This is a genomic window from Halobacillus sp. ABR2_026, from assembly GCF_056158545.1.
Genome location: NZ_JBSWTM010000001.1, coordinates 1,370,425 through 1,383,145, shown reverse-complemented (window position 1 = coordinate 1,383,145; position 12,721 = coordinate 1,370,425). Strand labels below are relative to the sequence as shown.

The following is a 12,721-nucleotide window of genomic DNA, read 5'->3' as shown; positions in this document are numbered from 1 at the left end:
TTTTGGTAACCAATTGAAAATGTAAAAGTAAATCAAACAAACGCCGCTAATTGTAATTGTGAGAACAAAGGAGCATATATTACTTGTTCATCATATCCTGAACCAAGTTCCTATCAATATAGGGAAGAATAGAAGTGACTGAACTAATCCCACCCTTTGAAATAGCATCTAAGGCAAGTTCGTTTAATAACTCTTTTTTTACAAATGGAACTATGGAGACAAGGGAAGAAATACCTTTTTTATTGTAGCTATCTTTAACACAAGCATTTAATGTTTGTTCACTAACAAAAGGGGCTATTGACGATAATCCATTTAATCCGTTCTTTTCATACTCTTTATTTAAGCATTCTTCAACAACCTCTTTGCTTATAAAAGGAGCCATAGATGAAAAACCTTCAAGTCCATTTAAGTGGTACTCTTCTCTAGCACTATAATCTATAAGGTCTTGACTAATAAATGGGGCTACAGTTGGAAAAGATTCAAGTCCATTACGTTCAAATTCCTCTTTTGTAATTTCATCCATCACATCTTGGCTGATATAGGATGCAAATAAAGGCAACCTTCTTAACCCGCTCTTATTAAATTCCTTCTTTGCCAATTCATCGAGCAATTCTTGACTAATATAAGGTGAAATTATGGATATTTCTTCTGGTGTTAATTCACTATCGATGTTTTGAAATACCACCTCTGCTTGGGTAGTAGTTATTATAGGTGCAGCGTGAATAAGTTCTTCTTTCTCAATAGAATCTTCTCCTTCCAGAGACTCGTTCTCGATTAATTGATTGACCACTCTTGTCCCTTTACTTTCTCCTAAGATGTAGTCGATACTGACACCGAATTCCTTCGATAGTTCCGGCAGTTTAGATATATCTGGCATTGTATGTCCACGCTCCCAGTTACTAACCGCTTGGAAACTCACCCCTAGAATATCTGCCAGAGCCATCTGTGTAATATTATTTTCCTTTCTCACACTAGCGATTCGTTTTCCTACATTTCTCATATCAAACAACCTTACCACCTCTTTCGTTTATTTATCTATAGTGTAACTTGCAGATAGATTTAACCCTATCAACTATTTCTTGAAGAAGTGGTACCTACGAACTCAAGTAGTGATTGAATGCGGAACATCTTCTAAAGACAGAGGATATAATTTCTTAAATGAAATGGTTCTAAGATAATAGCTAACTTCAGAAAAGCCCCCGTTAGTTGAAGACTTGAATTCGAAATATCTTACTCCTATTCTAAAAACAATCCTATAGGGTCCTACACTTAATCTTTCTCTGTTACTTCAAACACTAATCGATTCATATCCCATACATCTTCCTCATAATTTTTGATCACTTTCACCTCTACCTCTTGCCCTACATCATATTTCTCTGGCTTGGACACCTGTATCATAATCGCTTCTGATTTTAACTCCTCTTTAAATTCAGATGACTCTATTGAGGATTCTTGTTCGTTAACTGTTGTCCAATAAGCTGTCTCGATTTTCATATCCCCGCTTTCCTCATTGATTTCTTTTATTTCTCCTCCAACAGCCATTCCTGTATAAGAATTGCAACCTATTAGTAGAATGGCTAAAGCTACGTTTATAGAAAAAATCTTGCTTTTTACCACAGAATCATCCCCCCTTGCTCTCTCGGTCATTATATAATTGAATGATATCTCCCCAGCCTTTTACGAGTCAAAGGCGATTCCCTCTATTGAAGAATCGCCCCCGTTTATGTAAGACTTGAATTCAAGATAAATCAAGATTTAATAAAACATAACAATCTAGTATTCAAGCCACCCCAGCCTTATTAATGCGGCGGATCAGAGCTATTCTGTCCATTCACCGTATCGTCTTTCTTACTCGCCTATAATACAACAAGGAACGAACAGAAAAATAACCGAATTCGATGACGAGGATGGTTTGCACAACTACCACCCAAAAGGTAGAATCAAGAATTTCTCCCTGAACAATACTTTTGATATTCATTGTGATTAACCATATATATAAAATCACCAAAGGCAGAAATATGCCCCCCTGCCATAGAGTAACACGTTTGGCATGCTTTAACTTGTGATGTGGGTCACTGTACAGCTGAGGTTTTTCCTCATCATTAGTGTACGTTTTCGCCCATAATGTCCAAGACATGAACAGAGAAGAAGAATGAAACAATTGACTCCATCCTCGATCGCTATGCATATAAAAATAGTCTGACTCAACCGTTTTTTGAAAATCGGCCGCATAGCTTACCTTTCTCGGTTCTCCTTCACTGAAGGAAAAACTAAGTCCCCATCTGCTGACTTTTTCTAAGCGATATCCTTTTTGTTCCATACACTCCAACCATTTTTCTAAACGGTCAGGTGCAAACGCCCAGGCTAACCGCCATTTCGTAAACTTGATGAGGCTTGAGTTCCGTTCTGCAGAAAATGATGGATCTACTTTCAGTTTTTTTAATCCTTTATGTAACGTCAGTGTTGAATAAGGAACTACAGTCCAAAGCGTCAGTCCTACAGTAATGGTTATTGCCCAATAAGGACTGGGAACGAACGTCGCCGATCCACCATCTAAAAGTACTGTGAGAGTCAACATTCCAACTATGCCGGCAACGACAAGCATATAAATGAAGACCGCCATGAAAGTATAGAAATGAACTTTGTTTCTTGAGGCCATGTTATCCCTTAGAGGCTCCTTGTTCGCAGCACCTTCATGGCGAATCATTCTCCAACGACCTTCTTTCGTGATCGATTTCCAGCCTGCCTCAACTAAAGCTTGTGGGAAGTGGTCAAACTTCTCATATTGAAGTCTATAGACACAGGTTTTAGGATCCTCTCTTTTAAAATGGAACTTTCTTGACCACCGATTGAATCCAGTCAAAAAAAGCCCTTCGCTTGCTTTCTTTTCTAGCCATTGTTCCGTTTTAATCGGGTCGTAACTCCAAAAGGGTCGAAAAATCGATGTGGTCATAAAAACTCCTCCCTATATCGAATCGCATTATTATAAAGTTCATTCAATCTTTCTATCTCAATTCTCATAATTCTTTTACCGTCTTCTGTAACTTCATATACTTTTTTCCGCTCACCATCCGCGTATTTAACGATCAAACCATCGCGTTGCATCTTCGTCAATGTGCCATAAACGGTCCCCGAACCTAAATTTATTCTTCCTTTTGTCAGATTCTCAACGTGTTTAATGATGCCGTAACCGTGGCGGGGTTCAGTTAATGCTAGCAAGATGTAGAAAGCCGTTTCGGTCATAGGTATGTATGTTTTTTCAGGCTTTTTCATTAATCTAGCCCCTTTTTCCATTTTTAAGTATGTCACACTACGACTATATCACACTGTGACATAAAGCGCGAAAAATTTTAGAAATAAACTTAAAAGTTATCTAACCTTCTAAGTTTCAAAAAAAAGAGGTTCTTCCATTTCGCGGAAGTTCCTCCTTTTAATAGGTTTATTAAAATAAAGCCCCCGTTACAGGAAGACTTGAATTCGAGATAAAATAAAGGTTTTATCGATCGTTATCTTTTATCTTTCTGCCATCTTAAAGCAAAACCTAAGGCAAACAGTTGGGATACAAGTCCACACATCCATCCAACTAGTATTGAGTACTCAAAATATTGCTTAAAACCTAAACCACCTGCAATAAAAGCAGCCCCAAGCATAGCAAAAACGACTGCGAGCTTTTGATATTTATTCATAATCTCCCTCCAATTCACTAGTTTCGTTTAAAATTATTAAAATAGCGTGGACAATGAATTTATTCTTCTTAGCTATAATATCTTCAAAAGCTTATTTACATTAACTAATTTGACAACTTTATAAGGGGGGTCCCTCGTTAGAGAAGCGCCCCCGTTAACGTAAGACACGAATTCGAGGTAAATTGAAACACACTATAAGTAACACACCTATTATTTAACTACACACCATAGATATCACTTAAAAAAATAACCCTTTTACCACTTCATAAATTGCAATTCCTACTACTACCCCTAATAAAAGTTTTACGAAGTTCATAGTTTTCCTTTCCAAAACGATTCCCCTTTATCTTAGCTTCGATTTTATTAAACATCATTAATGTTGAAAGCAAGCATTATATTGAATAATCGCCCCCATGTCTTTAAGACTTGATTTCGAGACAAATAAATCCCCTGGTTTGATCTCCAAATCAAAGATCGAATTTAAGTAAGATCCTTTAGCATGCTAAATATTCTTCTTATTTTTCTTATACACAAATACCTCTAGTAAAATCAATATTAACACCCCTATGATAAATAAAAGCATTTGTTCCCAGATTAATAAAAATGACAGCACGACTACTAAAGCTAAGGTTCTTACCCACTGTTTTTGTAAAATCCTCATTCAGAAACACAACTTTCTTTAAATAATAATAAACGTTAATATAGCACACAATAATACCTCAATAATGTCGCCTTGTATCTTACATACGTAATTAGGCCTTCTTAGTTTCAAGGCAGTGAGTATTTTGAAGCTGAGTCTTACAAAATCCTTCCCACTAGTAGAAAAGCGATTGCTCTTATTGAACAATCGCCCCCGTTAACGTAAGACTTGATATCAAGATATTCTTGAAACGTTATATAACTCTAATTACCCTATTTGCACTGATCGATATTACTTTTAAGTACAACTGGACCTAACTTTTTGGTTTTGGTATTTGAGAGTCTCACTTGTACCTCTACGTTTTTCATATCCGCTGTAATTAAATCAAATCTTCCTGCCCATGTTGGACTAATTTCTTCAGGAGTAGGAAATAGTCTAAATCTCCAACTTATTTCGTCGGGAATATAGGCAAATCCTTCGTAGCTATCAAAATCCCCATAATTTGAGGGTTCTGGAAGATACACAGCAAGAATGCTGATATTAGTGCGAGCAAAACTTGGCGGGAATAGCTGGACTTTATATAATAATGCCGTTCCCTTTGCATTTATTAAATTTTGATCAACAGGTTCTAAAACCATACTGCAGGGCATAGACACTGCATTTACTTGACTTGGAGAAATAACAAGTAAAAAAATAATCATTGGAACCAAAATAAATCGTTTCATAAAACACCTCAACCAATTTGTTTTGGCTAGTATCCCCTATTTTAAAGTCATTAATTATTTTGTTTACCCACTTTAACTGTTTATTTCATAAATAAAGAAAGAGCGATCACTCATATTAAGTAATCGCCCCCGTTTATGTAAGACTCGAATTCAAGATAATCAAAGCCAGGGGTGGTTCCTATGCCTATATCAGAAGTGCTAGAACCGCCCCTTCGTTTCCGTTATGTTAAAACAGATTTATTTAAAACTACTATGATATGTGAGAAAATTTGTATAGAAACCAGATAATCCGTAAAAAAATTTGTTTTGGAGGTGCACTATGAATCCTTATTGCGAATGGAATATTAAACAAATTTTTCAACTTTATTCTTTCTTAATAGAAAGGATTCACAACCAAGAATTATCTAAAATGATGACCCAAGAAACTAACCTCTTGGAAAATGCTGCGTTAGAAAAAGGATTTAAGATTTATAATTCCAAGAAGAACAACTCATTGTCATTGGTTTTTCACTACACCCATCATTCGATTACACGAAAATACTGGTACTTATCTTATTACGCATAATGATTACTTTCTACTGAAAGCCTCCATTTAACTTACTTCTCCCCCCTTCCCCGCCTGCTTGATTGTCCTTGGATCATTAGGAACTAGTATTGTCAGTTCCCCATCAAACTTCATCTTCTTCATTTTTGTCTAGATAAGACTGGACTTCATTAATAGATAAGCCTATGTCCCTCGCTTCTTTTATTAATCTTATCCACTCTGTATTCAATGTGATCAAATAAATTTTTAATTTAGTACTCAACAGAATACCCCTCTATAAATTTGGAATTTTGTATCATAATATCATTGAAGTTCTGCAATTACTGTTATTTATTGTCAAATATATCACTTAATTTAAATTGACTATTGATTAATTGATTCAACACGTGTGTTTCGCCCTTTAGATAACTACCCACTAGTAGAAAAGCGATTGCTCTTATTAAGCAATCGCCCCCAATTCTTCAAGAATTAATTTTTTAAGATATAATTTGTAGGCCAAGGTAAAATAATTTCCTTCTTGATATTATTGAAAAGACTCTGCTGCCTCAATTAAATCATTTTTTTCAACTTTAGTTTCCGACTGTTCAGCAAAATATTTTAAAACATAATGAATCTTTCCTTCTGCCCATCTCAAAGTCTTATTTCCTGAACTATCGACAAAATATTTTCCAGATTTATCCCCTACTTGTACATCTTGATATTCTTCTTGAGAAGTAGAAGAAACGTCACCTCCGTTTACAGTTAATAAACTAAGGTGCTCCTTATTTTCTCCATAGAAATCAAAAGTTAAAGTTTTATATGGTTGCTGCACCTTAGGAGGATGACTAAAGTCAGCTCGTTCTACTTCAAATGGAAGTTCTGTCGGAAGTTGGGGGTTAAAAGCCAAATCTTCCGTTTTCTTGCTCAGCTCATCATTATTGAATTTATGTAATGCACTTGTCGAACTACACGCCACTAAAATCAATGGTAAAGTTATCATTAGTAATAATTTTTTCATACTATCTCCCCTTCTAAGAACATGTTGTTGATTGCATGTTAAAAGTGTAGTCTACAGCATATACATGCAAAAGGTCTCATATTTCACATACGATTTAGAATTATTAAAGTTTCAAATATTATTACCGCGAACCTAAATCTTCAAGTATCATACCCAAACCAAAAAAAGGAGGCAATTCTCTCTTATAGAATCGCCCCCTTTCGTATTATAAGGTTAACCAGTTTATCTGGTTGACCTATTTTTTATGGGTTATTCTTTAAGTAGCCGGGTAGGACGTTCGCCCCCGTAGGACTCTGATCCCGTCTAGTATACTGTCCACCCCCTACTTGTAGAAACATGTTTGAGGCTGGTTGGGACTTAGATCCCGTATAACAAGCGAAGCTATGACACTACAAGCTAGGTTAGGGGCTGCCGGTGAATCTAACAAAAGGACGTGATAAAACATGGATCCAGTCATTGGCCTGGATATTGCGAAGGGAAAAAGCCAAGTACAAGCCTTTTTACAGAAGAAAGATCCTTACAAGAAGAGCTTTGTTTTCGAGCATAATGTTTTAGGGTTACATGATTTTCATCGCTTTTGGTTAGAGGTGGAAGAAATCACAGGGCGACCTCCGGTCGTCGTTTTTGAATCTACCGGTCATTACCATGAACCCGTTTTACAGTTCTTAGAAGAGCATCAAATTGTCTATTACTTGGTGAATCCGGTTCTATCTCATGAAGCTAAAAAAATGAGCCTAAGGAAAGTAAAGACGGACGCCATTGATGCCTTTCGTTTAGGGGAATTGTATTATCTATATGATGACCTTCAACCTTTCAAAAAGAAGGCTGTCAAAATCATGAATTTGAGGAATCTAACCCGTCAACATGACGCTCTAACGGGCACTTATGTACAAATTAAACTTCAGTTCCAAACGGTATTGGATCAAGTGTTTCCGGAATATAAGACGGTCTTTGGATCTCTTTATTCACCGACCTCCTTACGAACGTTACTCCACTATCAAACACCTCAAGGTGTTCGGGAGGAAACGAAGGAAAAGATCGCTGAAGTCATCCTCCACCAAGGAGTTAAACGCTCTTATGGATGGGCACTAGATAAAGCTCACCAACTCAAAGAGGCAGCAGGACGAGATCCTTTCAAGCGGAATCTATACTCGAGTCATGTGGTGAGTTTAACGATGTTCATTCAACTTCTCCTCCAATACCAAAGGCACCTATCGAAGCTACTGAAAGAGATAGATGCCCTGGCTGAAGAATTTGATGAATATAAAATTATCCGATCAATTCCCGGTATTGGTGGAAAGATTGCGGCAACAATCCTATCCGAGATTGGGGATATTGATCAGTTTAACCACCCTAAGAAGCTTGTTGCCTACGCGGGGATTGACCCAAGTGTCCATGAATCGGGACAGTTTAAAGCAACCATTAACCGAATTACAAAGCGCGGATCGTCTAGCCTTCGCAAGAGTCTATATAACGCAGTCCAATGCGGAATAACCAAGAATCGCAATCCAAAACTAAGAGCTTATTACGATAAGAAACGCGAAGAAGGTAAGCCCCATAAAGTGGCGATTATTGCTTGTGCAAACAAGCTCATTCATTGGATCTATGCCATCTTAAAAAGTAAAAAGGCTTATGTGATTTAGAAAAAACCAATAAATTACTTATATAGAAAATGCTTCAAATCGATACTGTTGAAGTTTATTTAGTATGTTCATTTTTATTGTACCATGTCTGATTCATCTTTTTTACCCTTACCTATTGACCTTCTATTAGCTGGTATACTGGAATACTTGATTTCGAGATATGTTTAATAACAGGATTAAACACTTCACGATATTAATGTTTGTCTTTTCCAAAGATTTTCTTGAGTTTTTCTAGAGTTATTACCCCAATACCCCCACCAATGCTCAATCCAGTAAAAGTTGCCCAATCTATCTCTTTCTCTGTCCATAAACTTAAAACTAATTGGATAATATACAGACTAACTATGTAATAAGAAATATACTTTAATTTATCTTTAATTGTTATCTCCCCCGTTTGTTTAAAACTTGATTTCGAGATTTACCCTTAGTAACGAATATATGTGAAAACCCACTGAATTTCTCTATATGACGGTATGCACGAGTCACGGATTTTTACATACAAAATCCCTAAAAGCATTAAAAACGCCTTTAGAGATTTTTATATCCTTTAATTATTTTTTTATCGTACTGTAAATCATCATTCCTATGCTCACTACTATTACACCAATAATAACAAGCATAAATACATCAAATAAATCCATATTAATCACCTCTTTTATTAAACGCCTTCAAAGCTATAAGTATTAGATAATTTCATCCAAGGTTTTTTAGGAGCGCTATGGATCCCGGCTGTATCACCAGAATCAACTGAAGGAGCTCCGCTTACATCTAAACATTTATCCCCTCCGCGCTTTTCTCTTTTCTTGCGTTTCTCTTCCCATTATTTCTTTACCTGGGATTTAGTAAGTCATCATAGATACTTCTATAAAGAATCTGGTTTTGATATTACTCTCAAATAAACTTCCAATTTCATTGAATCTTATCATTTTTATATTGGGTTTATTCAACTAAAGCCCCCGTTACAGGAAGACTTGAAGTCAAGATATTTAAGCAATTCCCCTACCCACACGCTTTTATTTTGTTGACTTGATTTTAGTAATGATCAAAATCAGTATTTGTCAATAAACGTACTAAATTGAATTGAAAAACCCACTAATAAAATTAGCCCCACAAGTAAACAGCCAATGTGAATGACCCTTTGAAAAGTTGATTCTTCCTTAAGCTTGTTAATAGTAATTAAAGGGAATAAGGTTAACAGGACACCGAACAAAAGAGCAAAATCCATAATATCACCCTTCAAAAATAATTTTATTAAGACTGCAATATGGTTATCTATATGTACGATTATTCCTTACAAATGTTTCAATTTTCTCCTATTACATCGAAACTGTGCCTTTCACAATCCTGTACAAAACATTAAGAAGAGGGCAATTGTATTACTGCAGGATTGCCCCCGTTTATGTAAGACTTGAATTCGAGATATCTCTCACAGTTCTACTTTAAACCCCTTTAGTTATACATTAAAACTTTCACAGTAGTTGAATATGAAATAAATGATGTGATATTTAGTCATTATTTCTTACGTATTCGTTCTAAGAATATAGGTGATATATTTAGTAAGATAGAAACAATTGTCAAAAACCAAAATACCTTTGCCATACCAGGTACTACATCTATTATAGCTGCCCAATCTTCCACTTTCACCCACCGAGTTAGATTACTGTAATTTGCACTATTAGTTAATGCTGTAAATGATAATGCCATCGCCATAGCAAGCTTATAATCCTTTCCTGCTGCATACAAAAAAAGATTTATTACAGTTACTACTATGGCAATAACACCACATATTAACCACATTTCTACACCCCCACATATTGATATTTAAATGATTACCCATTTCACTTACTAAAGTATACTGCTCCTTCAGTTAAATAGGTTATCAACTGATATTACTTATGCTTATGTATTAAAGGGCTAATGCTCTATTGAACAATTGCCCACGTTTTTATAAGACTTGATTTCGAGATAATTGAAGCATATCTCTACTAAAGCTCTTGTTACTTCACCTATTTAACTTCTTTCTAAATAATCTCCTTAAGGCAACAACGACAAGAATGATAGCAATGATTAATATAATTATTCCTGACAAGTTATAATTTTGTAACATCTTATCCCTCCATATTTTGACTACGCTAAGTCAATTTAAACAGCTAAACCTCGCCTTGATTTCCTGTACTTATGTAGTAAAGGCGGGTACTCTATTGAGCAATCACCCCCAGTTCATGTAGACTTGATTCCAAGATATTCCCTTCCTTCAAATAATTTTACTTCTTTGGAACTTAAACTACGGAAGTGGAAAATGGACTAATTCATAGGCATATGCTAAGAACAATAGAAATCCAATAACTGACACTATAACTTTATGCTTCTTGAAATTGTCCAGAGCAAATAATGTAACCCCAGCTAAAATTAGGATATAAAATACGTAGTCAAACCATTCTGCTTTTATATAGAAAGTGTCAATTGTTGATAGGATCCAGAAAAATAATAATGCCAAGAGATAAACCCTATTAGAATTTTCATCATTTTTTGTGAGATTTAAGATCACCATCTTTTTTAATATTTTGTTCGGATTGTCATTTATTACGAGCTCTTGTAGCGATTTCGGGTACCTCATGTACCCTCATAGGAAAACCTACTAGTTAACGATTTGCCCCCATTTCTGTAAGACTCAATATCAACTAACACAACATATAATTCAATTAGTTACATGTTAATAAATAAACCTAAAATATTCAGAAAGATAAACCAACTAAACGTTCCAATACTAAGAGAAACCGTTATCAAAGAGAAGATTTTAACAGAATCTAAATGATATCGTTTGCCCTTAAAAAAGATAAACAAAGAAAAAATTAAACTGATAGATAGCAAAACTCCAAATGCAGCATTAAAATTGCCTACCCTTATACCTAAATAATTGTCTAGACCAAAAAGGGTGATTGCAATATAAAACAGATTGACTAATAATGCTATCCCTAAGAAAAATGACCTCATCAACAATCCTCCTATTCGTTTGTCCATATTCACCACACTAATTATCATTTCATTAACATAGAATGACTTCATTTAATAAAGTCATGAAAACACCCGACTTACCTTCTTTAATTTTGTAGATATTACTACCATACCATTGGCAATCCAACCATTTCCAATAATGAAGTGAAGCAATTATCTCGAAACTGAGTCTTCAACTAACCTGCCCGTTTCTTTAAGACTCAGTTTCGAGATAATCACACTCACCACCCATTTTATATTATTTGTAAATAATAAGATGAAAATATTGATATATTTTGGTTCTTGGGAGGTCACCACTAGTGTTCTTTCTTTCATATTTCACCACTAGAAACTATTTAGCAGCTTCCAGAGTTTGTTTTCGTTCCTCCTTTATTCCACAACTTCCTCTTTATCATTCCATAGAAAAAAGGGAATGGCAGAAGCCATTCCCTTTCTCTATGCTTTACGTATTACCCATAGCTCTTACTTTACCAACTGTTCATTGATATCTTCGAGCATTTTCGTGTTCGCTACTGGTCCTGTGTACAACCAGCTGGTGTCATCTGCTTTGTATTCATAGATGTTCCCTTCCTGGACAGCAGGGATGTTCTGCCAGATATCATCCTGTAATTTTTCTGCTCCTTCTCCATCACTGTTAATGAGGAAGATGTGATCAGCATCCAGTTCTGCCAGTTTTTCAAGAGAAATTTCAGACCAGTTAGCCGTAGATTCATCGGCGATTTCCTTCACAACATTCGGTTTGGTCATTTCCAAGTCGTTGTAAAGCACGTCTCCTGCAGACAGTTGATCATTCACTACGTAGAAAGTATTCGCTACCAGCCAGATCGCCGCTACGGAATCGTCACCGATGGATTCCTGGACCTGCCCTTTCGTTTCTTCCACTTTTGTTTCGTAGTCTTCCAACACTTGTGCAGCTTCCTCTTCTTTTCCGAAGACTTCACCGACACGCTTCAGCTCTTCTCTCCAGTCATTATTATCCGCTTCACCTACGACATAGGTTGGAGCGATTTTGGAGTATTGCTCATATTTGTTCCCTTCAACCATGCCGGCTGAATCCATCAACAATAAATCCGGCTCAAAGCTTGCCACCGTCTCTAGAGGTAGATCGTGAGGCAGTGTCGGTACGTCTTTCAATGAGTCCTGAAGATACCCTTGAACAGATGCTCCGTCACTGACCGACCACTGTGCGACAGGCTCGATATCGAGGGCAACCAGATAGTCTTCTAGATAAGAAGCGATCACTTTTTCTGGATTTTCCGGAATCGTCACTTCATTTCCCATCGCATCGGTCAGCGTACGTTCGCCACTTTCTTCACTGGAACTATCATTCTCGGTTTCTTCAGTTTGATCTTCGTTCTCTGCCTCTGTATTTTCATCGCTGTTGCCGCATGCAGCTGTAAACAATAGAGCTGATACAGCAATCGCTATGTAAAACCATTTAAATCCTTTCATGCTACTCCTCCTATGATCT

At 36.2% G+C, this 12,721-nt stretch carries 11 protein-coding genes; 1 reads left to right on the top strand and 10 read right to left on the bottom strand.

Annotated elements, in window-relative coordinates; genetic code table 11:
* Positions 1-79: 79 nt before the first annotated feature.
* The 8 genes from ACXADE_RS07110 to ACXADE_RS07075 all read right to left on the bottom strand — a co-directional run bounded on the left by ACXADE_RS07110 (position 80) and on the right by ACXADE_RS07075 (position 6,592).
* Positions 80-1,000: a helix-turn-helix domain-containing protein gene (locus ACXADE_RS07110; protein WP_474982209.1), complete on the bottom strand. Its 921-nt coding sequence runs from the start codon at positions 998-1,000 to the stop codon at positions 80-82.
* Between the two features lie 269 nt (positions 1,001-1,269).
* On the bottom strand, positions 1,270-1,617 hold the full coding sequence (locus ACXADE_RS07105; protein ID WP_474979781.1) for a hypothetical protein: 348 nt from the start codon (positions 1,615-1,617) through the stop codon (positions 1,270-1,272).
* A 214-nt stretch (positions 1,618-1,831) separates the two neighbouring features.
* Positions 1,832-2,953 carry a DUF2812 domain-containing protein gene (locus ACXADE_RS07100; RefSeq protein WP_474979780.1) on the bottom strand — a complete coding sequence of 374 codons (1,122 nt, stop codon included), beginning with the start codon at positions 2,951-2,953 and terminating at the stop codon, positions 1,832-1,834.
* Positions 2,950-3,273 (bottom strand): PadR family transcriptional regulator, encoded by a 324-nt coding sequence (locus ACXADE_RS07095; RefSeq protein ID WP_474979779.1) that lies wholly within the window; start codon positions 3,271-3,273, stop codon positions 2,950-2,952. Before ACXADE_RS07095 ends, ACXADE_RS07100 begins: the two co-directional genes overlap by 4 nt.
* Before the next feature lie 233 nt (positions 3,274-3,506).
* Positions 3,507-3,686, bottom strand: coding sequence for a hypothetical protein (locus ACXADE_RS07090; RefSeq protein ID WP_474979778.1), 180 nt, complete (start codon positions 3,684-3,686; stop codon positions 3,507-3,509).
* 912 nt (positions 3,687-4,598) lie between these two features.
* Entirely contained in the window at positions 4,599-5,051 is a 453-nt protein-coding gene (locus tag ACXADE_RS07085; RefSeq protein ID WP_474979777.1) for a YoqH family protein, read from the bottom strand.
* A gap of 668 nt (positions 5,052-5,719) precedes the next feature.
* Entirely contained in the window at positions 5,720-5,824 is a 105-nt protein-coding gene (gene sinI / locus ACXADE_RS07080) for a DNA-binding anti-repressor SinI (RefSeq protein ID WP_474982208.1), read from the bottom strand.
* A gap of 294 nt (positions 5,825-6,118) precedes the next feature.
* Complete coding sequence (locus ACXADE_RS07075; protein WP_474979776.1) at positions 6,119-6,592, bottom strand: hypothetical protein; 474 nt, start codon at positions 6,590-6,592, stop codon at positions 6,119-6,121.
* A gap of 443 nt (positions 6,593-7,035) precedes the next feature.
* On the opposite strand from ACXADE_RS07075, the gene ACXADE_RS07070 reads away from it, so the two are divergent.
* Complete coding sequence (locus ACXADE_RS07070) at positions 7,036-8,235, top strand: IS110 family RNA-guided transposase (protein WP_474979775.1); 1,200 nt, start codon at positions 7,036-7,038, stop codon at positions 8,233-8,235.
* Positions 8,236-9,747: 1,512 nt separating this feature from the next.
* On the opposite strand, the gene ACXADE_RS07065 is transcribed toward ACXADE_RS07070, so the two are convergent.
* Together ACXADE_RS07065 and ACXADE_RS07060 are read right to left on the bottom strand one after the other, a co-directional pair.
* Positions 9,748-10,032: a hypothetical protein gene (locus ACXADE_RS07065; protein ID WP_474979774.1), complete on the bottom strand. Its 285-nt coding sequence runs from the start codon at positions 10,030-10,032 to the stop codon at positions 9,748-9,750.
* Between the two features lie 1,680 nt (positions 10,033-11,712).
* Complete coding sequence (locus ACXADE_RS07060; protein ID WP_474979773.1) at positions 11,713-12,702, bottom strand: ABC transporter substrate-binding protein; 990 nt, start codon at positions 12,700-12,702, stop codon at positions 11,713-11,715.
* Positions 12,703-12,721 lie beyond the last annotated feature (19 nt).